The sequence below is a fragment of the Laedolimicola intestinihominis genome (assembly GCF_040096155.1).
In the GTDB taxonomy this organism is placed as follows: Bacteria; Bacillota; Clostridia; order Lachnospirales; family Lachnospiraceae; genus Laedolimicola; species Laedolimicola intestinihominis.
The window spans coordinates 277400-301950 of sequence record NZ_JBBMFE010000001.1; the positions used below are offsets into that span (position 1 = coordinate 277400).

Consider the following 24551-nt stretch of genomic DNA (forward strand, 5'->3'; position numbering starts at 1 on the left):
GAAGGAAAAATGTAAAGAGGAGAACGGAAAGGAAATATTTTTTGTTCGGCTGCAACTGACTCGGCTGCAACCGAATAAAATTTGTTATAAAATCACGAGCAATTTGAAAAATCCGCTTGACTTTCCCATAAATCATGTTGTATACTCATTTTGCATTAAGTGTGTAACTGTTCGGCAGGCATTAACTTGGCATAGATATCACAAATATTTTTGTATGTTTATGTAGGGTTATTGTCTTTTTTGTGCCCAAAATCCGATTATCCGGAGAAGTGGGATTTTGCCGTACAGATGAATAAGCTCTTGCATAAACGTCAAAAATAAGATTGCATTTCAAGGAGAGAGAAAACAATGAAAGACAAGATTTTTGGCGTATTGCAGCGGGTGGGACGCTCCTTCATGCTTCCCATCGCCATTCTTCCGGTAGCGGGTCTGCTGCTGGGTATCGGTAGTTCTTTTACCAATGAGACCACCATTGCCACCTATGGTCTGACCGCCATCCTGGGCAAAGGTACCATATTAAATTCCCTGTTAATTATCATGAATCAGGTGGGCAGCGCCGTGTTCAATAACCTGCCGCTGATCTTCGCCGTGGGTGTAGCCATCGGTATGGCCCACAAGGAGAAAGAAGTATCCGCCCTTTCCGCGCTGATTGCCTTCTTCGTTATGAATACTGCCATCAACGCCATGCTGCAGGTCAACGGTAAGCTCCTGGCCGACGGCACCATTTCCGCGGACGTGCTGGAAGGAACCATCACTTCTGTGTGCGGCATCCAGTCTCTGCAGATGGGCGTCTTCGGCGGTATCATCGTGGGCCTTGGTGTAGCGGCTCTGCACAACCGCTTCCATATGATTGAGCTTCCGAACGCCTTATCCTTCTTCGGCGGCTCCCGTTTCGTCCCGATTATTTCTACGGTAGTATATATGTTCGTCGGCATCGCCATGTACTTCGTATGGCCGGTGGTACAGAACGGCATCTACGCCCTGGGCGGCCTGGTAACCGGCAGCGGCTACATCGGAACCCTGATTTTCGGTATTATCAAGCGTGCGCTGATTCCCTTCGGACTGCATCACGTATTCTACATGCCCTTCTGGCAGACTGCCGTAGGCGGCACCATGGAAGTGGCAGGCCAGCTGGTACAGGGCGGCCAGAACATCTTCTTCGCCCAGCTTGCTGATTCCGCCAACGTGGCGCACTTCAGTGCAGACGCAACCCGTTACTTCTCCGGCGAGTTTATTTTCATGATCTTCGGTCTGCCGGGCGCAGCCCTGGCCATGTATCAGTGCGCGAAGCCGGAAAAGAAAAAACAGGCAGGCGGCCTTCTGCTGTCCGCAGCTCTGGCCTGCATGTTCACCGGAATCACAGAGCCCCTGGAGTTTTCCTTCCTGTTCGTAGCGCCGGCCCTGTTCGCTGTACAGGTAATCCTGGCCGGTTCCGCCTACATGATTGCCCATATGCTGAACGTTGCCGTAGGTCTGACCTTCTCCGGCGGCTTCCTGGATCTGTTTCTGTTTGGAATCCTGCAGGGAAATGAGAAGACAAGCTGGCTTCGCATCATCCCGGTGGGCATTATTTACTTCATCCTGTACTATGTGATCTTCACCTTCCTGATCAAGAAATTCGACTTCAAGACCCCGGGCCGTGAGGACGACGATGAGGAAACCAAACTGTATACAAAAGCAGATGTAAACGCGAAAAACGCGGCAAATAATACAACTTCCGCCGACCCGGTCAGCGAGACCATCACCAGAGGCCTGGGCGGCAAAGCCAACATCACCGGCGTAGACTGCTGCGCCACCAGACTGCGCCTTACCGTAGCAGATTCATCTAAAGTAAATGAGGCCCTGATTAAAACCACCGGATCCCGCGGCATCATCATCAAAGGCCAGGGCGTCCAGATCATCTACGGACCCCAGGTAACGGTTATCAAGGCAAAGCTGGAGACTTATCTGGAGACTGCGCCGGATACCTTCGAAGAGGAAACCGCGGCGGAGAGCACAGACACAGTATTCACCACAGAAGCTACAGAGGAAGCAGCAGCGCCCGCAGAAGAAAGTATCGTTTCCACCACCATCATTTCCAGCCCCATCACCGGATTGGCTACCGCTCTGGAGAACGTGCCGGATGAAGGCTTCGCAGGCAAAATGATGGGCGACGGCGCAGCCGTAACCCCCGAAGATGCCATCATCTGCGCACCGGAAGACGGCGAGGTAGTCTTCGTGTTCGACACAAAGCATGCCATCGGCTTCCAGACGGACAGCGGAGTAGCCCTGCTTCTCCACATCGGCATCGACACTGTAAATTTGAACGGAGAAGGCTTTGAAGTCTTCGTAGAAAACGGCCAGAAGGTCAAGAAAGGCGAACCGCTCATGAAGATCGACATCGACTTCCTGAAGAGCCACGCGCCTTCCCTCTGCTCCCCGGTACTCTGCACCGAGCTTGCCCCGAACCAGCGCATCCGCCAGATCGGCGACGGCGAGATCAAAGCAGGCGAGCCTCTGTTCGCAGTGGAGACCCTGGCGTAACCCATTTTCAATAATATAGAAAAACGATCCACCCCGCAGAACAATACGTCTAATCTCATCAATGACGTATATCCCTGCCGGGACAAAAAGCTTCCCCTGTGAGAACGTTAGCTCATTTTCCGTAGGGACGAGCAGGCTGGCAGCACCTGAAGGAGCCTCTGTTTGAGGCCGAAGGCCGAGTTAGGCGGTCAGGTGCGTATAAGCCGCCTGCGAGGAGTAGGAAAATGTGCGTGTTCTCACAGGGGAAGCTTTTTGTCCCGGCAGTACGTAACCTAGGCGTGTTCCCACAGAGGAATATTTTTCTGTCCCGGCAGTACACAACATGAAAAAAAATGCATCTCCCAGTTGAAAAAACACGATTTATGTTCTATAGTAATAATAATACGGAATTTTCTACACTAAAGTAACGCATCAAAGGGGAGATGAAAAAATGAACTTAAACTTAGCAGTCATATCCGGCGATGGCATTGGGCCGGAGGTCGTGCGGGAGGCAAGAAAAGTCCTTGACCGCATCGCAGAAAAATATGGACATGAGATTCATTACACAGATTTACTGATGGGCGGAGCATCCATCGACGTTCACGGCGTACCGCTCACCGACGAAACCATCGAAAGCGCCAAAAAGAGCGACGCAGTTCTCATGGGATCCATCGGCGGCAACGCAGCCACCTCGCCCTGGTATAAGTTGCCGGCAGACCGTCGCCCCGAGGCAGGGCTTTTAAAGCTTCGTAAATCCTTAGGCCTGTTCGCAAATCTGCGCCCGGCTATCCTGTATAAAGAGCTCCAGGACGCCTGCCCGCTCCGCAAGGACATCAGCGACAAGGGCTTCGATCTGATGATCATGCGCGAGCTGACCGGAGGTCTCTACTTTGGAGCCAGAGAGACAAAAGAGGTAGACGGCGTCATGACTGCCATCGACACCCTGACCTATAACGAGCATGAAATCCGCCGTATCGCAAAGCGCGCCTTCGACATCGCGGGCAAGCGCAGAAGGAAAGTATGCAGTGTAGATAAAGCCAACGTGCTGGATTCTTCCAGACTCTGGAGAAAAGTCGTGGAAGAAGTGGCAAAGGAATACCCGGATATCGAGCTGACTCATATGCTGGTAGACAACTGCGCCATGCAGCTCGTCAAAGACCCAGCCCAGTTTGACGTCATCCTGACCGAGAATATGTTTGGTGATATCCTCTCCGATGAAGCGAGCATGGTAACCGGTTCCATCGGAATGCTGGCCAGTGCCAGCCTGAACGACACCAAATTCGGTCTTTACGAGCCCAGTGGCGGATCCGCCCCGGACATCGCGGGACAGAATATTGCGAACCCCATCGCAACCATCCTGTCCGCAGCTATGATGCTGCGTTACAGCTTCGACCTGGATAAAGAGGCAGACGCCATTGAGCAGGCCGTCCAACAGGTACTGACAGAGGGGTACCGCACCGGAGATATTATGTCCGAAGGCTGCAAGAAGGTAGGAACCACAGAGATGGGCGATCTGATTGCAGAGAGAGTATAATACAGTATTTATTATAGAAGGAGAACGAAAAGATGAGAAGTGACGCAGTAAAAGAGGGTATGCAGCAGGCGCCCCACCGCAGTCTGTTTAACGCGCTGGGCCTGACAGAAGAAGAGATGAAGAAGCCGTTGGTCGGCATCGTGAGTTCCTATAATGAGATCGTACCGGGACATATGAACCTGGATAAAATCGTAGAAGCCGTAAAGCTTGGCGTTGCCATGGGCGGCGGTACTCCGATTGTATTTCCGGCTATCGCAGTCTGCGACGGCATCGCCATGGGGCATGTGGGCATGAAATACTCCCTGGTAACCCGTGACCTGATTGCCGATTCCACCGAGTGCATGGCTATGGCTCATCAGTTCGACGCCCTGGTTATGGTGCCGAACTGTGACAAGAATGTGCCGGGACTTCTGATGGCAGCAGCCCGTATCAATGTGCCGACCGTTTTCGTCAGCGGCGGCCCCATGCTGGCAGGTCATGTACACGGCCAGAAGCGCAGTCTTTCCAGCATGTTCGAGGCAGTGGGCTCCTACGCGGCAGGCACCATGACTGAGGAGGACGTAAAAGAGTTCGAGGCAAAGGTTTGTCCCACCTGCGGTTCCTGCTCCGGTATGTATACCGCCAACAGCATGAACTGTCTGACTGAGGCGCTGGGCATGGGCCTTCCGGGAAATGGAACCATTCCGGCTGTCTACTCCGAGCGAATCAAGCTTGCGAAGCACGCAGGCATGCAGGTCATGGAGCTGTGGAAAAAGAATATCCGTCCCCGTGACATTATGACAAAGGAAGCGTTCCTGAATGCCCTGACTGTGGATATGGCTCTGGGCTGCTCCACCAACAGTATGCTGCATCTTCCGGCCATCGCCCATGAGGCAGATGTGGATCTGAATATGGAGATTGCCAACGAGATGAGCGCCAAAACTCCGAACCTGTGCCACCTGGCGCCGGCAGGCCCCACTTACATGGAAGACCTGAACGAGGCAGGCGGCGTATACGCAGTTATGAACGAATTAAATAAGAAGAACCTGCTGAACACAGATCTGATTACCGTAACCGGCAAGACCGTCGGCGAAAACATTGCAGGCTGTATAAACCGTAACCCGGAGGTCATCCGACCCATTGACAATCCCTACAGCGAGATCGGCGGTATCGCCGTTCTGAAGGGCAACCTGGCGCCGGATACCGGCGTGGTAAAGCGTTCCGCAGTGGTGCCGGAAATGATGGTCCATGAGGGACCGGCCCGCGTCTTCGACTGTGAGGAGGACGCTATCGCAGCTATCAAGGGCGGCAAGATCGTGGCAGGCGACGTGGTTGTTATCCGCTACGAGGGACCCAAGGGTGGCCCGGGCATGAGAGAGATGCTGAACCCGACTTCCGCCATCGCAGGTATGGGTCTGGGCTCCACGGTGGCACTGATTACCGATGGCCGTTTCAGCGGCGCGTCCAGAGGCGCGTCTATCGGACACGTATCTCCGGAAGCAGCCGTAGGCGGACCGATTGCCCTGGTAGAAGAGGGCGATCGTATCCTCATTGATATTCCGAACAACAAGCTGGAGGTTCTGGTATCTGACGAGGAACTGGCAGCCAGAAAAGCGAAATGGCAGCCGCGTGAGCCGAGGGTCACTACAGGCTATCTGGCGCGCTACGCGAAAATGGTAACCTCCGGAAACAGAGGAGCAATACTGGAGAAATAGTTTAGTCATGCGTTTGTATGGGCTAAACGTACGAGTTAATATGAATAAAGGGGAGAGCAAATATGGAACTGACAGGTTCACAGATCTTAGTAGAATGTCTCAAAGAGCAGGGCGTAGACACGGTTTTCGGTTACCCGGGCGGAGCCATTCTGAATGTATACGATGAATTATATAAGCACAGCGATGAGATTCGTCATATTCTGACCTCTCACGAGCAGGGCGCGTCCCATGCGGCGGACGGCTATGCCAGAGCCACCGGCAAGGTAGGCGTATGTCTGGCCACATCCGGCCCGGGTGCCACCAATCTGGTTACCGGTATCGCTACCGCGTACATGGATTCTGTACCCATGGTAGCCATTACCTGCAACGTGGGAAAAGGACTGTTGGGAAGAGATTCCTTCCAGGAGGTAGATATTTCCGGTATTACCATGCCGATTACCAAGCATAACTTTATTATTAAGGATGCAGAAGCACTGGCCCCGGCTCTTCGCAAGGCCTTCGATATCGCCAGAAGCGGACGTCCCGGTCCGGTCCTGGTGGACATCACCAAGAATGCCACCGCGGATAAGAGCGACTATGAATATAAGAAGCCGGAAGAGCCCAAGCGCGTAACGGATACTATCAAAGATGAGGATATCGAAAAAGCCCTGGAAATGATTCGGGAGGCAGAGCGTCCGTTCATCTTTGTGGGCGGAGGTTCTGTTATCTCCGGCGCATCCGAAATGGTAAATATCTTTGCCCATAAGGTCAACGCTCCGGTCTGTGATTCCCTGATGGGAAAGGGCGCGTTCAACGGCACCGACCCGCTGTACACTGGCATGCTGGGTATGCACGGAACCAAGGCGTCCAATTTCGGCGTAGCCCACTGCGATCTGCTGATTACTCTGGGCGCGCGTTTCAGCGACCGTGTCACCGGCGACACCAGCCGATTTGCCAAAAAGGCGAAGATTCTCCAGATCGACATCGACCCGGCAGAGATCAATAAAAATGTCCTGGTAAGCGGCAGCGTCATCGGCGATGTGAAATCCGTGCTGGAAATCCTGAACGCGAAGCTTCCGGATATGAAGCATGACGCATGGGTAGAAGAGGTAGAAGCCCTGAAGAATAAATATCCGCTGAAATTTGACGACGACCGTCTGACAGGCCCCTATGTGGTAGAAGAATTGTACCGCGTAACAAAGGGCGACGCCATTATCACCACCGAGGTTGGTCAGAACCAGATGTGGGCGGCACAGTATTATAAGTACAAGGGGCCGAGAACCTTCCTGACCTCGGGAGGACTGGGAACCATGGGCTATGGCCTGGGAGCCGGCATCGGAGCCAAGATTGGCTGCCCGGAAAAAACGGTAGTCAATGTGGCAGGCGACGGCTGCTTCCGCATGAATATGAATGAAATTGCGACGGCAGCCCGCTATCAGGTACCGATCATCGAGTTAGTACTGAATAACCATGTGCTGGGTATGGTACGTCAGTGGCAGACCCTGTACTATGGACAGCGCTATTCCGCCACCGTCTTAAACGATCAGGTGGATTTCGTAAAGCTGGCAGAGGCCATGGGCGCAGTCGGTATGCGTGTGACAAAGAAGGAAGAAGTCGCTCCGGCGCTGGAGAAGGCCATTGCCATGGGCCGTCCGGTGGTGCTGGAGTGTGTCATCGACAGTGATGACAAGGTGTTCCCGATGATGTCTCCGGGAGCCCCGCTGGAGGATACCTTTGATGCGGACGATTTAAATCAGAAGTAAGACATCAAAAAAACGAGTGGAGTAAAAAGTGAAAAAATGATAGCGGTAATAAAACGGATACGCTGGTATCTCTGGGTGTTAATTGTTCTTGTTGTGGCATACGTGGGAGTTTCCATTTATTTTATGGAACATTTCTTTACGGGTACCGAGGTCAACGGAGTGAACGCGGATCTGTATACAGTGAAACAGGTGAACGAGCTGCTGCTTTCTCAGGCAAACGCTTACACATTAACCATTACGGAGCGGGGCGGCGACACCGTCACCCTGACCCCGGAAAAGCTTGGCATGAGCTTCTCTGAGGGCGATACCGTCCGGACGCTGAAGCGGAAGCAGAACGGTTTTCTATGGCCCAGAATGTTCTGGCAGAAGGATCTGTACCAGATTGGACCGGAGATCAGCTACGATGAGGATGCCTTTGATGCTGCAGTGAATTCCTGCATGAAAAAGGGCGCTTCTCCGGAAAATGCCTGGGTGGAAATGACGGAGGATGGCTACAAGATACATAAAGAGGAGCAGGGTGCCGAGCTTGATTGGGAAGCCTTAAGCGGCCAGATCCGCATTGCTTCCGAAAGCCTGATAGAGACCCTTGATCTGGATGAGGCAGGCTGCTATGTGGAGCCCCAGATTACTACAGAATCAGAAGAAATTACATCGCTGACAGCGCAGCTTGATGAATGGCTGGGAGCGTCTGTCACTTATACCTTTGGAAAACAGAGTGATGTGGCGGACAAATCCGTTATCAGCGGTTTTATTACCATTGATGATGATTACAAGGCAGCGCTTTCGGAGCAGGCTGTGACCGATTGGGTGACGGAGCTTGCAAAGGAGCGCGACACCTACAAGCAGGCCCGCAGCTTCAACAGTACGTTGCGCGGTACCATTACGGTAAAGGGTGGCAACTACGGCTGGCAGATTGATAAAGCGACCGAGAGCGCAGCACTTCTCGCTTCTATTGAAAAGGGCGAGACTGTTACAAAGGAGCCGGCGTACAGCCATAAGGGAAATACCTGGGATGGACCCAACGGCGACATCGGAAGCACCTATATCGAGGTAGATATGGGAGCGCAGCATATGTGGTGCTATAAAAATGGTAGCCTGGTGGTTGACACCGATGTGGTAACCGGCAATATCAGCCGTGGTTACAATACGCCGGCTATCGTGTCCCAGATTCAGTATAAGACCCGTAACGCAGTGCTGAAGGGCGATAACTACCGTACGCCGGTAAATTACTGGATGCCCTTCTACGGCAATTACGGAATCCATGACGCGTACTGGCGTGCCGAGTTTGGCGGAGAGGTCTATCTGACCAATGGCTCCCATGGCTGTGTCAATACACCGCCGGCAGCTATGGCGCAGGTATATGCCAATATGGAAACAGGAACGCCGGTAGTACTGTATTACTAAAAAACATTGACAACAGTTTAACAGAGTAATAGAATAAAGGAAATTATAATACATACGTAAAGGCCCGGCGATAGTCAGGAAGTTCTGAATTATCTGCCGGGCCATGAGTGAAAACGGGAGGAATGAAAACATGAGTCGTGTGTACAATTTTTCAGCAGGACCGGCCGTAATGCCGGAAGAGGTTTTACGCGAGGCAGCAGATGAGATGCTGGACTACAAGGGAACAGGAATGTCTGTGATGGAGATGTCACACCGCTCTAAGGCTTTCGAGAATATCATCAATGAGGCAGAACAGGATCTGCGCGATTTGATGCAGATCCCGGACAATTACAAGGTGCTGTTCATGCAGGGCGGCGCGCATTTGCAGTTCGCGGCGATTCCCATGAACCTGATGAAAAATAGGGTGGCGGATTACATCATCACCGGACAGTGGGCAAAGAAAGCATTGAAAGAGGCGCAGATCTACGGACAGGCAAACGCTATCGCGTCATCCGAGGATAAAACCTTCTCTTATATTCCGGATTGCTCCGATCTGCCGATCAGCCCGGACGCAGATTATGTATATATCTGCGAGAACAACACCATCTACGGAACCAAGTTCCATACCCTGCCGGATACCAAGGGCAAGACTCTGGTATCTGATATTTCCTCCTGTTTCTTATCCGAGCCGGTAGACGTAAGCAAATATGGTCTGATCTACGGCGGCGTACAGAAAAATGTGGGTCCCGCAGGCATGGCCATCGTCATCATCCGGGAGGATTTGATTACCGAGGATGTGCTTCCGTACACGCCGACTTATATGAAGTACAAGATCCATGCGGATGCCAATTCTCTTTACAACACTCCGAACTGCTACTGCATCTACATGTGCGGCAAGGTTTTCAAATGGCTGAAGAAGCAGGGCGGTCTGGAAGTGATGAAGGCGAGAAATGAAGAAAAGGCAAAGGTTCTCTATGACTTCCTGGATTCCAGTAAGCTGTTCAAGGGCACGGTCCGCAAAGAAGACCGTTCTATTATGAATGTACCGTTTGTAACCGGTGACAAGGATCTGGACGCCAAATTTATCAAAGAGGCCACCGAGGCAGGCTTTGTGAACCTGAAGGGTCACAGAACCGTCGGCGGCATGCGCGCAAGCATTTACAATGCTATGCCGATCGAGGGCGTCAAGGCTCTGGTAGAGTTTATGAAGAAGTTTGAGGAGGAAAACTAAGCCATGTATCAGTACAAATGCATGAATCAGATCGCACAGTTCGGTCTGAATCATTTCACAGAGGATTATAAGCAGACCGAGAATATGGAGGAGGCGGACGCACTGCTGGTCAGAAGCGCGGCGCTTCATGAGGTAGAATTCCCGGAAAATCTGAAGGCTATTGCCCGTGCAGGAGCCGGTGTAAATAACATTCCGCTTACCAAATGTGCGGATCAGGGTATCGTTGTATTCAATACACCGGGAGCCAATGCCAACGGCGTTAAGGAGCTGGTACTGGCAGGTATGCTGCTGGCAGCCAGAGATATCGTGGGCGGCGTCAACTGGGTGCAGTCCGAGCGTATGAACGAGGATATCAGTAAGCTTGCGGAAAAGCAGAAGAAGCAGTTTGCAGGCCATGAGATTCAGGGCAAGAAGCTGGGCATCATCGGTCTTGGCGCCATCGGCGTGCAGGTGGCAAACGCAGCCACACATCTTGGCATGGAAGTACTGGGCTATGACCCGTATATCTCCGTAGAGGCAGCCTGGAATCTGTCCCGCAATATCCGTCACATTACCAATGTGGACGATATCTATAAAGAGTGTGATTACATCACCATTCATGTGCCGCTTCTGGACAGCACAAAGGGTATGATCAATGCAGAGGCCATCGAGAAGATGAAGGACGGCGTAGTAGTTCTGAACTATGCCCGGGATCTTCTGGTAGACGAGAAGGCTATGGTGGACGCGCTGAAGAAGGGAAAAGTAGCCCGCTATATGACTGATTTCCCGAACACCACCACCGCAGGCGCGAAGGGTGTGATCGTAACCCCACATCTGGGCGCTTCCACGGAGGAAGCAGAGGAGAACTGTGCGCGTATGGCGGTGAAGGAAGTTCGCTGCTATCTGGAGCACGGCAACATTCAGCACTCCGTCAACTATCCGGACTGCGACATGGGTATCCCCAGTTATCCGGCGCGTGTGGCTATCTGCCATAAGAATGTCAAAAATATGCTGAGCCAGTTCACTACCATTCTCGGCGACGCCAACTACAATATCGGCAATATGACCAATAAGAGCCGCGGTGACTACGCGTACTCCATGTTCGATCTGGAAAGTCCGGCAAGCCCGGAGCTTATCGAGAAGCTTGAAGCCGTAGACGGCGTTCTGAAAGTGCGGGTGATCTGCTAATGGCAGAGATCAGAGCTTTTCGCGGCATCCGGCCCGCAGCCGGAAAAGAGGCAGATATCGCGGCGCTTCCCTATGATGTATACAATCGGGAAGAGGCAAGAAAGGCCGTAGAGGGAAAGCCCCTGACCTTCCTTCGTATCGACCGCGCGGAGACGCAGCTTTCCGAAGAGACAGATATCTATGCACCGGAGGTTTATCAGAAAGCAAAAGAGCTGCTCTGGGGCATGGTAGAGAACGGTGATTTCGTGCAGGACGACAAGCCCTGTTATTATCTTTATGAGCTGACCATGAACGGCCGCAGTCAGACCGGTATCGTGGCCTGCGCTTCCATTGACGATTATCTGAACGGTATGATCAAGAAGCATGAGAATACCCGTCGGGAGAAGGAAGAAGATCGTGTGCGTCACGTGGACATCTGCGACGCCCAGACCGGCCCGATTTTCCTGGCTTACCGGAATCAGGAGAGCCTGAAAAAAATTGTGGTGGACGTAAAGACGGGCGCGGCTCTGTTTGACTTCACCTCGGAGGACGGGATCCGTCATCGAGGCTGGAAAATAGCGGACACAGAGAAAATCAGCGCCATCTATGAGGCCTTTCATCAGATGAACGCCCTCTATATCGCTGACGGCCATCACCGGGCGGCTTCCGCTGTGCGTGTGGGCGTAAAGCGTCGGGAGGAGCATCCGGGCTATACCGGCGAGGAGGAGTTTAACTACTTTCTGTCCGTGATTTTCCCGGACGACGAGTTGATGATTATGGATTACAACCGTGTGGTCCGCGAACTGAACGGCCTGACGCCGGAGGAATTTTTAAGCGGGATCAAAAAGGTCTTTGATGTGGAGAAGCTGGACAAGGCAGAGCATCCGAAGAGGAAAGGACAGGTGACTCTGTTCCTGGAGGACAAATGGTATCTGCTGACCCTGAAGCCGGAATATGAGAACTGTGATCCGGTGGAGGGTCTGGATGTATCCATTCTGCAGAAGCAAATTCTGGAGCCGGTTCTGGGCATTCAGGATCCGAAGACAGACAAGCGCATTGACTTTGTCGGCGGAATTCGCGGACTTTCCGAGCTGGAGCGCCGGGTACATACAGATATGAAGGTGGCCTTTGCCATGTATCCGACTTCCATAGGAGAATTATTTGCAGTGGCGGACGCCGGACTGCTGATGCCGCCTAAATCTACCTGGTTTGAGCCAAAGCTCCGCAGCGGATTATTTATCCATGCATTAAAATAAAAGGCTCAGAGAGCTTCTGAATTTCTGAATTTACAATAAGCACTTGCAATATATGGAAAAATGCTCTATAATAGGCGCTGTTAGAATTTTGGAAGTAAAAGTCAGAGGAGGATTATGATGGCTGCTAAGAAAACAACACAGACAACGAAAAAGGCAGAAGACGTAAAGATAAACGCTCCGGTAAAGACAGCAGAGACAGTAAAGACAGTAAAGACAGAGACAGCAGCTCCGGCAGTTAAGGCAGGAGTAAAAGAGACCGTAAAAGAAGCACCGAAGGCAGAGGTAAAAACAGAGGCTGTAAAGGCTGAGGCACCGAAGGCTGAGAAGAAGGCAGAAGTAAAGGCAGAGCCGAAGAAGCGCGGACCGAAGCCGAAGGCTGAGAAGAAGGAAGCCGTACAGAATGTATATGTGCAGTTTGCAGGTAAGGAGATCCTGACTGCAGATCTGGCAGCACAGGTAACCGAGAAGTGGGTAGCACTGGGACACCGTGCATCCTCCATCAAGGAGCTGAACCTGTATGTAAAGCCGGAAGACAACGCAGCATACTATGTCATCAACGGCAAAGAGAGCGGAAAGATCGAACTGTAATTTACACCGGATAAAATATATGCGATACGAGGAAAGAGTCAGTCCAGCATGGACGGGCTCTTTTTTTACCATCGCACGTTCGCCCTGTAAAAGCATATGTCCGTCCTGGATACAACTTTTTTATAAAATCCTCTTGCTATTCGATTTTAAACGTGCTATACTAAAGCCCATATTAAAAACCACGCACAAATGTCTTTGCAGGACGAACAAAAGGGCATGAATTGTCGGTGACAGCCGAAGCGTGGACAGAGGAGGAAAAAAGTTATGAAGAAGCGTGCATTATCAGTATTACTTGCGGCGGCTATGGTCAGCACCATGCTGGCAGGATGCTCCGGCGGAAGCTCTGACAGCAGTTCCGCAAGCGCCGACGCATCTGCCACAGACGGAAATGTGGTAAAGATTGGTGTATATGAGCCGGCGTCCGGAGACAACGGAGCAGGCGGAAAGCAGGAGACACTGGGTATCCAGTATGCGAACAAGGTTACTCCCACGGTAGAGATCGGGGGAACAGAGTATACGGTACAGCTGGATATCGTAGATAACGAGTCCTCCAATGACAAGGGACCCTCCGCGGCAGCTACCTTGGTCAGCGATAAGGTATCTGTTGTGCTTGGTTCCTATGGATCCGGTGTTTCCATTGCAGCTTCCGATGTATTCAAGGAGGCAGGAATCCCGGCCATCGGCGTTACCTGTACCAACCCGCAGGTTACAGAGGGCAACACTCATTACTTCCGTATCTGCTTCCTGGATCCCTTCCAGGGAACGGTTCACGCGAACTTCGCCAAAGACAAATTTAACGCAAAGAAAGCTTATGTCTTGACCAAGCTTGGCGACGATTATTCCACAGGACTTGGTTACTACTTCACACAGGCCTTTGAGGCACTGGGCGGAGAAGTTGTGGCAGAGACCTTCCAGGAAGGAAACAGCGACTTTACCTCTTACATTACATCTGCAAAGAAGGCAGGAGCCGACGTATTCTTTGCTCCCAGCTCTACCGAGGCAGCAGCCCTGATTATCGAGCAGGCAGCCGCACAGGGACTGGGAATGCCGATTCTTTCCACAGATACCTGGGATTCCAACGTGATCCTGAATGCCGCAAAGGGCAAGGATCTGGAGATTTACGTAACCACCTTCTATCAGGAGGGCGCAAATCCGGAGTTTGACGCAGGCATCAAGGAATGGATCAACAGCGACAACACAGCGAAGGCAAATAACGGCGGCGACGATACCGTATCCGGTCTGACCGTTATGGGCTATGACGCGTACTACACCGCGCTGGAGGCTCTGAAGGCAGCGGGAAGCACAGACCCGGCAGCCGTAAACGAGGCGCTCTGGAATGTGGATTATACCGGCGTAACCGGACACATCACCTTCAATGAGACTGGTGACGCGAACCGTGATACCGCTTACATCAAGCAGGCGAACACCGAGACAGGCGCATGGGAGTTCGTAGCAGAACAGAGTGTAAGCAAGTAATTTAAAAGAAAAGGCTGAAAAGCTTTGGTGGCGGGAGCGCTGATGCGCGCCCCCGCCATACCCATGTTTTCAGCCTGGTTTTTTGGAGGTTATTGTATGGAATGGATTAACCAGAACCTGCCCTACCTGATGGCAGGCATTTCCGTAGGCGGACAGTACGCGCTGATTGCTATCGGCTATACCATGGTTTACGGAATTTTACGACTGATTAACTTCGCCCACGGCGATATTTTTATGGTGGCGGGCCTGATCATGGTATACGCCATGACGGTGATGCCCATTTACGTGGCGATTCCGCTGATGATTGTCCTGACGGTGCTTCTGGGCTTTACCGTGGAGCGTGTGGCTTATAAGCCGCTTCGAAGCGCTCCGAGAATGTCCATCATGATTTCCGCCATCGGTGTGTCCTATCTGCTGCAGAATCTGGCGCTTTATGTGACCGGAGGTCTGTCCCAGCAGTATCCGGCCATTCCTTGGCTCAGTGATACCATCAGCGTCTTCGGCGCAACAACCAAGCGCGTGACAGTCATCACTCCGGTTCTGACTATTGTGCTGGTGCTGGCTCTGGTAGCCCTGATCAAATACACCAAGATCGGTATGGCCATGCGCGCGGCTTCCCGTGATTTTGAAACTTCCCAGCTGATGGGAATTAAGATTAATTCCGTTATCAGCATGACCTTTATCATCGGAAGCTTTCTGGCGGCCATCGGAAGTATGCTGTTCTTCACCAACTACACCGGCGTCACTCCGACCGCAGGCGCTATGCCGGGCCTGAAGGCCTTTGTCGCAGCCGTATTCGGCGGCATCGGCTCCATTCCGGGCGCGGTCATCGGCGCATTTATTATCGGTATCTGTGAAAATATCATCAAGGGCCTGGGCTGGACCACCTTCTCGGACGCGTTTACCTTTGCCCTTTTGATTGTCATTCTCATTGCCAAGCCCACGGGCCTGTTCGGTGAGAAGGTTATTGATAAGGTATAAGGAGGCGTTCAATCATGAAAAAACAGACAAAGGTCATGTGGAACGTCGGTCTGATTGGAGGACTTCTCCTTCTGCTTTTTGTGCTGGAGCAGCTTCTGCCGTCCGGTTCCATGTTGTTTACAGTATTGAAAAAGGGCGCGATTTACGCGCTGGTGGCAGTGTCCATGAACCTGCTGAACGGCTTCACCGGCCTGTTTTCCTTAGGTCAGGCGGGCTTTATGCTGTTGGGCGCTTATACATACGGTATCTTGACGATTCCGGTGGAATCCAGAGCCAGTGTCTATCAGTATTTTAACGGCGGTATCGTACAGTTTGCCATTCCGGTACCCCTGGCCCTGATTGCGGGCGGTATCGTGGCTGCGATCTTCGCTTACCTCATCGGTCTGCCGGTACTGCGTCTGAAGAGCGATTATCTGGCTATCGCGACCCTGGGCTTCGCGGAGATTATCCGTGCGGTGTTCCAGTGGGATAAGCTGGGCCCGCTGACCAACGGATCAAATCTGCTGCGTAATTTCCCGGCTTTTAAGTCGGTATTATATCCGTTTATCGTATCTGGTATCTGCATTGCCATCATCGTGATGCTGATCAATTCCACATATGGACGTGCCTTCAAGGCCATCCGTGACGATGAGATCGCGGCGGAGGCCATGGGTATCAATCTGGCCCATCATAAGAGACTGGCTTTCGTCATCAGCTCCTTCTTCGCGGGTATCTCCGGAGGTCTGCTGGCCATGTATCAGACCACCATTCAGGCATCCATGTTCAAGTCTGCCATGACCTATGAGATCCTGCTGATCGTCGTCATCGGCGGTATCGGATCTGTGACCGGAAGCTGCATCAGCTCCTTCCTGTTCATCGCCTGCTCCGAGTGGTGGCTGCGTTTCCTGGACAATGACAACTTGTATATCGGAAGCTTCCATGTGCCTTTCTTACGCGCCGGTTTCCGTAAGGTTGTGTTTGCGGTCATCATCATGTGCATCGTACTGTTTTACCGTAAGGGAATCATGGGCGACAAAGAATTTTCGATCGAAGGAATTGCGAATTTCTTCCGCAATCGATTTAAGAAAAAGAAGATAACGGAAGGAGGCGCTTCCAAATGAGTACGGAAAATGTACTGAAGGTAGAGAATATCACCATGCAGTTTGGCGGTGTCATTGCCGTGGACAATATGAATCTGGAGATCAACAAGGGGGAAATCGTGTCCCTCATCGGCCCCAACGGAGCCGGTAAGACCACGGCCTTCAATGTGATCACAGGCGTGTACGCGCCCAGCAACGGCGCCATTTACTATAAGGGCAATAAAATCGTCCAGAACCACCCCCAGGGTAAGATGAAGAAGCTGTACCGGGGCGAGAATCCGGCCATGTATACAGGTCAGCATGTACTGGCTCCCACGCCGGATAAAATTACAAGACTTGGTATCGCCAGAACCTTTCAGAATATCCGTCTGTTCAAGAGCCAGACCGTATTCGACAACATCCTGATTGCCAAGCATATGCTGCGCACCAGCAATATTTTTACGGCCACCTTCCACCTGAATGGAAAGGAAGAGGCGAAGATGCGGGAGGAGACGGAGCGTCTTCTGGAGATCGTGGGCCTGACTGATGTGAGAAATGAGCTGGCGACCTCTCTGCCCTATGGCAAGCAGCGTCATCTGGAGATCGCCCGTGCCCTGGCCACCAAGCCGGAGCTTCTGCTTCTGGACGAACCGGCGGCTGGTATGAACCCACAGGAGACCCTGGAGCTGACGGAGTTCATTGATAAGATCCGCAGGCAGTTTGACCTGACGGTCTTTATGATTGAGCATCATATGGATCTGGTTATGGAGATTTCCGACCGCATCTACGTGCTGGATTTTGGAAAGCCCATCGCGGAGGGTACCCCGGAGGAGATCCGGAACAATCCGAAGGTTATCGAAGCTTATCTGGGAGGTGCGGACGATGAGTAATATTCTGGAAGTCAAAGATTTGAACGTATCCTACGGCGGCATCAAGGCCGTGAAGGATATCAGCTTCGCCGTGCCAAAGGGCGAGGTCGTGACCCTGATTGGAGCCAATGGTGCGGGCAAAAGCTCTACCCTTCGTTCTATCGTGGGCCTGGTGAAGCCGGAGAGCGGCAGTATTCTCCTGAAGGGAGAGGAGCTGGCTGGCATGCCCACGGAGCAGATTGTAACCAAGGGAATTACCCTGGTACCTGAGGGACGCCGGGTGTTCCCGGATATGACCGTAGCCGAGAACCTGAAAATCGGCGCTTATATGCGAAAGGATTCTCTGGACGAGGATATGAACTGGGTCTATGATCTGTTTCCCCGCTTGAAGGAACGTTCCTGGCAGCTGGCCGGAACCCTGTCCGGCGGCGAGCAGCAGATGCTGGCCATCGGTCGCGCGCTGATGTCGAGACCGGAGATTATCATGATGGATGAGCCGTCCCTGGGACTGGCCCCCATCATTGTAAAAGGCGTATTTGATATTATCCGGGAGATCAATAAGCAGGGCGTGACCATCCTCCTGGTAGAGCAGAATGCGAACATGGCCCTGAAGGCCGCAAACCTGGGCTATGTCATGGAGACCGGCCGCATTACCCTGAGCGGAACCGGAGCCGAGCTTCTGGAAAATGAAGCAGTGAAGGCGGCGTATCTGGGAAAAGCAAAGAAGTAAAAAGGACGTTAAAAGGGATCATAAGCGTAAATTATAAATAATCATAATTTATAGAAAGAAATCCATTTACTTTTTGAGAAAAACAAGGTATACTAAACGTCGGTGCAGAGCGTCTGCACTGACGTTATTTAATTTTTAGTATTTAAACCTAATGGAGGGATACAAGCTATGGTAAAAGCAATCGTAGGCGCCAACTGGGGTGACGAGGGAAAGGGCAAGATCACAGACATGCTTGCTCAGGAGTCTGACATCATCGTCCGTTTTCAGGGCGGTGCAAACGCAGGCCACACAATCGTAAACAATTACGGAAAGTTCGCGCTGCACAGCCTGCCGTCTGGTGTATTTTACAATCATACCACCAGCATCATTGGAAATGGAGTCGCACTGAATATTCCGGTTCTGTTCAACGAGATTCAAAGCATTGTGGAGAAGGGAGTTCCGACCCCGAAGATTCTTGTATCCGACCGTGCGCAGATTGTGATGTCTTATCATATCCTGTTTGACCAGTGCGAGGAGGAACGTCTGGGAGGAAAAGCCTTCGGTTCCACCAAGTCCGGTATCGCGCCCTTCTATTCTGATAAATACGCGAAGATTGGTTTCCAGGTCAGCGAGCTGTTCGCGGACGAGGCCTATCTGCGTGAGAAGATTGCCAATGTATGCGTGAAGAAGAATGTGGTTCTGGAGAACCTGTATCATAAGCCGGCTCTCGATGAGGACAAGATCTATGAGGAACTGATGGAGTATAAGAAGATGGTAGAGCCCTACGTATGTGACGTATCCAAGTATCTGTGGGACGCGATCCACGAGGGCAAGAATATCCTGCTGGAGGGTCAGCTTGGTTCCATGAAGGATCCGGATCACGGTATTTACCCGATGGTTACCTCTTCCTCTACCCTGGCAGCTTACGGCGCCATCGGCGCAGGTATTCCGCCCTATGAGATCAAGGAAATCATCGTAGTCAGCAAGGCATACTCCAGTGCCGTAGGCGCAGGCGCGTTCGTCAGCGAGATTTTCGGCGACGAGGCGGACGAGCTGAGACGCAGAGGCGGCGACGGCGGAGAGTTCGGCGCAACCACAGGCCGACCCAGAAGAATGGGCTGGTATGACTGTGTGGCATCCAAGTACGGCTGCCGGATCCAGGGCGCTACCGGCGTAGCCTTCACCGTACTGGACGTACTGGGCTATTTGGATGAAATTCCGGTCTGCACAGGCTACGAGATCGACGGAAAGGTTACCACCGACTTCCCGACTACTCACCTGCTTGAGAAGGCAAAGCCTGTATACGAGGTGCTGCCGGGCTGGAAATGCGACATCCGCGGCATCAAGAAGTACGAGGATCTGCCGGAAAACTGCCGCAAGTACATCGAGTTTATCGAGAAGCACATCGAGTGCCCGATCACCATGGTATCCAACGGACCGGGCCGCGACGATATCATTTTTCGCAATAAATAAGGTACGTTATGATTGATACAGTTATTTTTGATATTGGTAAAGTTCTGATGGATTACAGCTGGGATCAGTATCTGCATGGAATCGTGCCGGATGAGATCCCATACAGAACGCTGGAGGAAGCAGTGTTTCTGAACCCCTGTTGGGAAGAGCATGACAAGGGTCTGATGACAGAGGAAGAGGAACTGTGGGATTTTATATCCAACGCGCCGGATTATGAGCCGGAGATTCGTGCTGTCTATGAGAATCTGGGACAGTGTACCTGGAGCTTTTCCTATGCGAACGCATGGATTGGGGAGCTGAAGGCCCGGGGTCTGAAGGTATATGCCCTGTCGAACTGGCAGAAGCGTATCTTTGAACAGAATGAGGAGACCATGATGGGATTTTTAGGACAGATGGATGGATATCATCTTTCCTATCGAACCCATAAGAATAAGCCGGATCCGGAGGCGTTTACAGGCCTTTTTGAGGCTTACGGCATCATTCCGGAGCAGACCGTGTTCATCGACGACAACGCGGCCAATATCGAAGCAGCGAGAAAGCTGGGGCTTCACGCTATCCGCTTCGTGTCTTATGAGCAGGCGAAAGAAGAACTGAATACATTTCTGTAAAAGTGAAGGTCCGCACGGAACAACGTGCGGGCCTTCTTTCGGCTTTTTACTTTTTCAGATACCGGGCCAGCATGATGCAGGCGTAGATGAAAATAGGTACAAAAATCGTGCATACAATCGAGGCCTTCAGCCAGAGCTTCCCGGCGGTGGGGTCCACGAACGCGAATACCAGGGTCATCAGATACATGCCCGTCAGCAGGACTACGCCGATGAGGGCCAGAATCCGTTTACATTTATTGTCTTTCATAGCAGTTTTTCTATAGAAGAATCCTTTCTGTCTTAGTTCCGGGATGCTGGTTTTCAGTTTCCCTCTCTTTTATTTATCACAAAAAAGAAAAAAGCGCAAATACTTTGTATAAAAGAATGAGGTAGGGATATACTAACATCAGACAAAAGAGAAACGAATTACTTATATCCTCCCCTTTAGCAGATCACCCCGAAGCGCCAGGAACGCTTCGGGGTGATTTCGTCTGCGTACTGGAAAAGGAAAGGACAGATTTGGGCCGGAACATGGCCCGGAATACAAAATACAGCTTGATTTTTAATATCTGTCCTGCTATATTTAGAAGATAGAAATGTTTTAAGCAAAGGATGGAGATTAAATTATGGCATTACTGAAACAGTGGCGCGATATGGCCTACGATGAGAAAGCGAATAAGGGTGACATCCAGAGATTCTGGGCGAACTATTTCAATATTGAGAAGGGCATCTACGAGCAGCTTCTGACCGATCCGGATACCGAGGTAAAGGGTACCGTCAAGGAGCTGGCAGAGAAGTACGGACAGAGCGTCATGACCATGACAGGCTTCCTGGATGGTATCAACGATAGCCTGGTAGAGCCGAACCCCATCGAGGAGATGGAGGAGGACACCGTCGTATCCCTGAAGTTTGACAAAGAGAAGCTGTACAAGAACATGGTAGACGCCAAGGCAGACTGGCTCTATGAGCTGCCCCAGTGGAAAGAGATTTTCTCTGAGGAGAAGCTGCATGAGCTGTATCTGGAGCAGAAGAAGTCCGGCACCATCGTAAAGGGACCGAAGATCGGCCGTAACGATCCCTGTCCCTGCGGAAGCGGAAAGAAGTACAAAAAGTGCTGCGGAAAGAACGCGTAAAAGGAAAGATGGCAGGTCAGATTTTTCTGATTCTGGGGATGTTCTGTATCGCCTACGGGCTGGGTATCCTATGTTATGCCGGCATCCACGCCGCTTTCGTCTGGTTCTGGATGGGAGCGGGTCTGTGCAGTCTGACGATTACGGCCGTCTGCAGAGTTTCGTCTCTGCAGGCGGCTTTCTTTCGTATTCCGGCGGGGCTGCGAAGGGGAGGACTGCTCCTGGTGCTGTGCGGAATCCTCCTGTTTGCGGCGGCGGAGGGATGCGTCATCAGCGGAATGAGTGGACAGCCGGAATCGAAGTTACAATACGTGATTGTACTGGGAGCCCAGGTGCGGGGCACCAAGGTGAGCAGGGCCCTGAAGCAGCGGCTGGATCAGGCGGCGGCTTATGCCCGGGAGAACCCGGAGACGATCCTGATTGTATCCGGTGGTCAGGGAGGCGGCGAAGATATTACTGAAGCTCAGGCCATGGAGACTTATCTTCTGGAAGCAGGGATTCACGCGGACAGGATCCTGCAGGAGAACAGGTCGGAGAATACGGAGCAGAATATCCGCTACAGTATGGCGCTGATGGAAGAGGAGCCGGGGAAAGTGGGAATCGTGTCCAATGATTTTCATATCTTCCGGGCCGTTCATATCGCCAAGGCCCAGGGGCTTGCGGCGGAGGGAATTCCGGCTCCCACAGAATGGTTTATGCGGCTCAATTACATGACACGGGAGGCCTTCGCGGTGGTGAAGGATCTGCTGAAGGGAAATGCGGTTTTTTGAGAAAATCGGGTTGACAAAAAGTATCGGGATGCTATAATGAGCCTATGGTGCAGAGGTCGAATCAGACCCTTGCCGGAACTGAAGATAGAAAACGCATGGAAGAGACCAGTAGTCTGTGAAATATGTGCAGAGAGGAATGGCTGTGTAGGGAGGTTCCCGACACAGGCTGAGACCATTTCCCATAGGAAGCAGAATCGAAGACCAGCTCTGAGCGGCCCTAATCCGGCCCGGTGACTCCGTTATCGTCCAATGAGATTTTGTCCGCAGGATGCAGGAAAGTCGCGTCCGAACGGAGAAAAAAACAGGGTGGAACCGCGAAGAGAGCGATCATACCAGATCCAATCGCCCCTGTCTGTCATCGATGACGGACAGGGGCTTTTTTACTCTATAGGAAATTGTTTCCTGTAAAGTAAAAAACGCTCCGCGAGGATGCGCACTGCCTGTTTCCATGCAAAAGGCATTGAAAAAGGAGAGTAATGATGAAGATTACACTGAAGGACGGCTCCGTAAAGGAGTACGCAGAAAGCAAATCCGTATATGAGATTGCCCGGGACTTAAGCGAGGGACTGGCGCGCATGACCGTGGCAGGCGAGCTGAACGGCGAGGTTGTAGACTTAAGAACAGTAATTGACAAGGACTGTGAGCTGAACATTCTGACCCTGAAGGACGAAAAGGCCCTGCCGGTTCTGCGTCACACCGCAAGCCATGTGATGGCCCAGGCAGTAAAGCGCCTGTACCCGACGGTAAAGCTGGCTATCGGACCCTCCGTGGCAGACGGCTTCTACTACGACATGGACTTTGAGACCCCGCTGACTTCCGATGATTTTGATAAGATCGAAGCTGAGATGAAGAAGATCATCAAGGACAATCTGGAGATCGTACGCTTTACCAAGCCCCGCGAGGAAGCTATCGCATTTATGAAGGAAAAGGGAGAGCCCTACAAGGTAGAGCTGATCGAGGACCTTCCGGAGGATGCGGAAATCAGCTTCTATCAGCAGGGTGAGTTCGTGGACCTGTGCGCAGGACCACACCTTAAGAGTACCAAAGACGTAGGTAAGGCTTTCAAGATCATGAGCCTGGCAGGCGCGTACTGGAGAGGCGACGAGCACAACAAGATGTTGACCCGTCTTTACGCTACCGCATTCCCGAAGAAGGAAGAGCTGGAAGCATACATCACCATGATGGAGGAAGCAAAGAAGCGTGACCACAGAAAGCTTGGCAAGGAGCTGGGCCTCTTTATGATGCACGAAGCAGGACCGGGCTTCCCGTTCTTCCTGCCGAAGGGAATGACGCTTAAGAATACCCTGATTGACTACTGGAGAGAGATCCACAAGAAGGCAGGCTACGTGGAGGTATCTACCCCGATTATCCTGAACAGAAGCCTGTGGGAGACCTCCGGACACTGGGATCACTATAAGAATAACATGTACACCACCGTCATCGACGGCGAGGATTACGCGATCAAACCGATGAACTGCCCGGGCGGCGTTCTGGTTTACGCGGCAGAGCCCCGTTCCTACCGTGACCTGCCCCTGCGTGTGGGCGAGCTGGGTCTGGTACACCGTCATGAGAAATCTGGCCAGCTTCATGGTCTCATGCGTGTGCGCTGCTTTACACAGGACGACGCGCATATCTTCATGACGCCGGAGCAGATCAAGGACGAGATCAAGGGCGTAGTAGCTCTGATCAACGATACCTATTCCATGTTTGGATTTAAGTACCATGTAGAGCTGTCCACCCGTCCCGAGGATTCCATGGGAAGTGATGAGGACTGGGAGATGGCTACAGCAGGCCTTAGAGACGCTCTGGACGAGCTGGGTATGCCTTATGTAGTAAATGAGGGCGACGGCGCGTTCTATGGCCCGAAGATTGATTTCCATCTGGTAGACTGCATTGGCCGTACCTGGCAGTGCGGAACCATTCAGCTGGACTTCCAGCTGCCCCAGCGTTTTGAACTGGAGTACGTGGGAGCAGACGGCGAGAAGCACCGCCCGATCATGATCCACCGCGTGGTATTCGGTTCCATCGAGCGTTTCATCGGTATCCTGATTGAGCATTTTGCAGGCGCGTTCCCCACCTGGCTGGCTCCGGTTCAGGTACGTGTACTGCCGATTTCCGACAAGTATATGGATTACGCAGAGCAGGTAAAGAAGTCTCTGGATGAGGCCGGTATCCGTACCGAGCTTGACAAGCGCGCGGAGAAGATTGGCTACAAGATCCGTGAGGCACAGACCGCGAAGATTCCGTATATGCTGGTGGTAGGTCAGAAGGAAGAGGAAGAGGGCGCTGTCTCTGTCAGAAGCCGCGAGGCCGGAGATCAGGGAGTAAAGGCTCTGGACGCTTTCATTGCTGACGTGAAAAAAGAGATTGAAACCAAAGGCAGAGAAGCATAAAATTGTTTGAACGCAGATTCCCCCGCCCG

Annotated in this window: 20 protein-coding genes; 19 read left to right on the forward strand and 1 reads right to left on the reverse strand. The window is 52.1% G+C overall.

All coding sequences use genetic code 11. From position 1 onward, the window contains the following. Positions 1 to 348: 348 nt before the first annotated feature. The 16 genes from WMO29_RS01165 (at position 349) to WMO29_RS01240 (ending at position 20250) form a co-directional block, all read left to right on the forward strand. On the forward strand, positions 349 to 2523 hold the full coding sequence (locus WMO29_RS01165; protein WP_349163401.1) for a PTS sugar transporter subunit IIABC: 2175 nt from the start codon (positions 349 to 351) through the stop codon (positions 2521 to 2523). 430 nt (positions 2524 to 2953) lie between these two features. Continuing rightward, positions 2954 to 4036: a 3-isopropylmalate dehydrogenase gene (gene leuB / locus WMO29_RS01170; protein ID WP_349163402.1), complete on the forward strand. Its 1083-nt coding sequence runs from the start codon at positions 2954 to 2956 to the stop codon at positions 4034 to 4036. Between the two features lie 32 nt (positions 4037 to 4068). Continuing rightward, on the forward strand, positions 4069 to 5730 hold the full coding sequence (gene ilvD, locus WMO29_RS01175; protein WP_349163403.1) for a dihydroxy-acid dehydratase: 1662 nt from the start codon (positions 4069 to 4071) through the stop codon (positions 5728 to 5730). Between the two features lie 62 nt (positions 5731 to 5792). Further along, positions 5793 to 7472 carry a biosynthetic-type acetolactate synthase large subunit gene (gene ilvB, locus WMO29_RS01180; protein ID WP_349163404.1) on the forward strand — a complete coding sequence of 560 codons (1680 nt, stop codon included), beginning with the start codon at positions 5793 to 5795 and terminating at the stop codon, positions 7470 to 7472. Between the two features lie 123 nt (positions 7473 to 7595). Further along, the gene (locus WMO29_RS01185) at positions 7596 to 8876 is read left to right on the forward strand and encodes a L,D-transpeptidase family protein (protein WP_349163405.1); all 1281 of its coding nucleotides are present in this window, start codon (positions 7596 to 7598) and stop codon (positions 8874 to 8876) included. A gap of 130 nt (positions 8877 to 9006) precedes the next feature. Continuing rightward, entirely contained in the window at positions 9007 to 10086 is a 1080-nt protein-coding gene (serC, locus tag WMO29_RS01190) for a 3-phosphoserine/phosphohydroxythreonine transaminase (protein WP_349163406.1), read from the forward strand. A 3-nt stretch (positions 10087 to 10089) separates the two neighbouring features. Then, positions 10090 to 11253, forward strand: a complete 1164-nt coding sequence (locus WMO29_RS01195; protein WP_349163407.1) for a phosphoglycerate dehydrogenase — start codon at positions 10090 to 10092, stop codon at positions 11251 to 11253. After that, positions 11253 to 12488: a DUF1015 domain-containing protein gene (locus tag WMO29_RS01200; protein ID WP_349163408.1), complete on the forward strand. Its 1236-nt coding sequence runs from the start codon at positions 11253 to 11255 to the stop codon at positions 12486 to 12488. Before WMO29_RS01195 ends, WMO29_RS01200 begins: the two co-directional genes overlap by 1 nt. A 117-nt stretch (positions 12489 to 12605) precedes the next feature. After that, the gene (locus tag WMO29_RS01205) at positions 12606 to 13076 is read left to right on the forward strand and encodes a DUF6465 family protein (RefSeq protein ID WP_349163409.1); all 471 of its coding nucleotides are present in this window, start codon (positions 12606 to 12608) and stop codon (positions 13074 to 13076) included. Between the two features lie 264 nt (positions 13077 to 13340). Continuing rightward, entirely contained in the window at positions 13341 to 14552 is a 1212-nt protein-coding gene (locus WMO29_RS01210) for an ABC transporter substrate-binding protein (protein ID WP_349163410.1), read from the forward strand. A 96-nt stretch (positions 14553 to 14648) separates the two neighbouring features. After that, complete coding sequence (locus WMO29_RS01215) at positions 14649 to 15533, forward strand: branched-chain amino acid ABC transporter permease (RefSeq protein ID WP_178040038.1); 885 nt, start codon at positions 14649 to 14651, stop codon at positions 15531 to 15533. Between the two features lie 14 nt (positions 15534 to 15547). Beyond that, positions 15548 to 16633 carry a branched-chain amino acid ABC transporter permease gene (locus tag WMO29_RS01220; RefSeq protein WP_349163411.1) on the forward strand — a complete coding sequence of 362 codons (1086 nt, stop codon included), beginning with the start codon at positions 15548 to 15550 and terminating at the stop codon, positions 16631 to 16633. Next, positions 16630 to 17481: an ATP-binding cassette domain-containing protein gene (locus tag WMO29_RS01225; RefSeq protein ID WP_178040036.1), complete on the forward strand. Its 852-nt coding sequence runs from the start codon at positions 16630 to 16632 to the stop codon at positions 17479 to 17481. The genes WMO29_RS01220 and WMO29_RS01225 overlap by 4 nt, the downstream gene beginning before the upstream one ends. Position 17482: 1 nt before the next feature. Next, a complete protein-coding gene (locus WMO29_RS01230; RefSeq protein ID WP_178040049.1) occupies positions 17483 to 18190 on the forward strand; it encodes an ATP-binding cassette domain-containing protein in 708 nt (235 codons plus the stop codon). A 168-nt stretch (positions 18191 to 18358) separates the two neighbouring features. Beyond that, entirely contained in the window at positions 18359 to 19642 is a 1284-nt protein-coding gene (locus tag WMO29_RS01235; RefSeq protein WP_349163412.1) for an adenylosuccinate synthase, read from the forward strand. Positions 19643 to 19650: 8 nt separating this feature from the next. Beyond that, positions 19651 to 20250, forward strand: a complete 600-nt coding sequence (locus tag WMO29_RS01240; protein WP_349163413.1) for an HAD family hydrolase — start codon at positions 19651 to 19653, stop codon at positions 20248 to 20250. 46 nt (positions 20251 to 20296) lie between these two features. On the opposite strand, the gene WMO29_RS01245 is transcribed toward WMO29_RS01240, so the two are convergent. Further along, on the reverse strand, positions 20297 to 20497 hold the full coding sequence (locus WMO29_RS01245) for a hypothetical protein (protein ID WP_349163414.1): 201 nt from the start codon (positions 20495 to 20497) through the stop codon (positions 20297 to 20299). Between the two features lie 358 nt (positions 20498 to 20855). Here WMO29_RS01245 and WMO29_RS01250 point away from each other — a divergent pair, with 358 nt between their 5' ends. The 3 genes from WMO29_RS01250 to thrS all read left to right on the forward strand — a co-directional run bounded on the left by WMO29_RS01250 (position 20856) and on the right by thrS (position 24522). Further along, complete coding sequence (locus WMO29_RS01250) at positions 20856 to 21362, forward strand: SEC-C metal-binding domain-containing protein (protein ID WP_349163415.1); 507 nt, start codon at positions 20856 to 20858, stop codon at positions 21360 to 21362. A gap of 8 nt (positions 21363 to 21370) precedes the next feature. Further along, positions 21371 to 22129 carry a YdcF family protein gene (locus tag WMO29_RS01255; protein WP_349163416.1) on the forward strand — a complete coding sequence of 253 codons (759 nt, stop codon included), beginning with the start codon at positions 21371 to 21373 and terminating at the stop codon, positions 22127 to 22129. A 479-nt stretch (positions 22130 to 22608) separates the two neighbouring features. Then, on the forward strand, positions 22609 to 24522 hold the full coding sequence (thrS, locus tag WMO29_RS01260; RefSeq protein ID WP_349163580.1) for a threonine--tRNA ligase: 1914 nt from the start codon (positions 22609 to 22611) through the stop codon (positions 24520 to 24522). Positions 24523 to 24551 lie beyond the last annotated feature (29 nt).

Excerpts from the sequence above, each read along its gene's own strand:
- WMO29_RS01210 (WP_349163410.1), top strand. The coding sequence starts at position 13,341 with ATGAAGAAGCGTGCATTATCAGTATTACTTGCGGCGGCTATGGTCAGC.
- WMO29_RS01205 (WP_349163409.1), top strand. The coding sequence starts at position 12,606 with ATGGCTGCTAAGAAAACAACACAGACAACGAAAAAGGCAGAAGACGTA.
- WMO29_RS01255 (WP_349163416.1), top strand. The coding sequence starts at position 21,371 with ATGGCAGGTCAGATTTTTCTGATTCTGGGGATGTTCTGTATCGCCTAC.
- WMO29_RS01250 (WP_349163415.1), top strand. The coding sequence starts at position 20,856 with ATGGCATTACTGAAACAGTGGCGCGATATGGCCTACGATGAGAAAGCG.
- leuB (WP_349163402.1), top strand. The coding sequence starts at position 2,954 with ATGAACTTAAACTTAGCAGTCATATCCGGCGATGGCATTGGGCCGGAG.
- WMO29_RS01220 (WP_349163411.1), top strand. The coding sequence starts at position 15,548 with ATGAAAAAACAGACAAAGGTCATGTGGAACGTCGGTCTGATTGGAGGA.
- WMO29_RS01240 (WP_349163413.1), top strand. The coding sequence starts at position 19,651 with ATGATTGATACAGTTATTTTTGATATTGGTAAAGTTCTGATGGATTAC.
- WMO29_RS01195 (WP_349163407.1), top strand. The coding sequence starts at position 10,090 with ATGTATCAGTACAAATGCATGAATCAGATCGCACAGTTCGGTCTGAAT.
- WMO29_RS01235 (WP_349163412.1), top strand. The coding sequence starts at position 18,359 with ATGGTAAAAGCAATCGTAGGCGCCAACTGGGGTGACGAGGGAAAGGGC.
- WMO29_RS01215 (WP_178040038.1), top strand. The coding sequence starts at position 14,649 with ATGGAATGGATTAACCAGAACCTGCCCTACCTGATGGCAGGCATTTCC.
- ilvB (WP_349163404.1), top strand. The coding sequence starts at position 5,793 with ATGGAACTGACAGGTTCACAGATCTTAGTAGAATGTCTCAAAGAGCAG.
- thrS (WP_349163580.1), top strand. The coding sequence starts at position 22,609 with ATGAAGATTACACTGAAGGACGGCTCCGTAAAGGAGTACGCAGAAAGC.
- WMO29_RS01245 (WP_349163414.1), bottom strand. The coding sequence starts at position 20,497 with ATGAAAGACAATAAATGTAAACGGATTCTGGCCCTCATCGGCGTAGTC.
- WMO29_RS01165 (WP_349163401.1), top strand. The coding sequence starts at position 349 with ATGAAAGACAAGATTTTTGGCGTATTGCAGCGGGTGGGACGCTCCTTC.
- ilvD (WP_349163403.1), top strand. The coding sequence starts at position 4,069 with ATGAGAAGTGACGCAGTAAAAGAGGGTATGCAGCAGGCGCCCCACCGC.
- serC (WP_349163406.1), top strand. The coding sequence starts at position 9,007 with ATGAGTCGTGTGTACAATTTTTCAGCAGGACCGGCCGTAATGCCGGAA.
- WMO29_RS01225 (WP_178040036.1), top strand. The coding sequence starts at position 16,630 with ATGAGTACGGAAAATGTACTGAAGGTAGAGAATATCACCATGCAGTTT.
- WMO29_RS01185 (WP_349163405.1), top strand. The coding sequence starts at position 7,596 with ATGGAACATTTCTTTACGGGTACCGAGGTCAACGGAGTGAACGCGGAT.
- WMO29_RS01200 (WP_349163408.1), top strand. The coding sequence starts at position 11,253 with ATGGCAGAGATCAGAGCTTTTCGCGGCATCCGGCCCGCAGCCGGAAAA.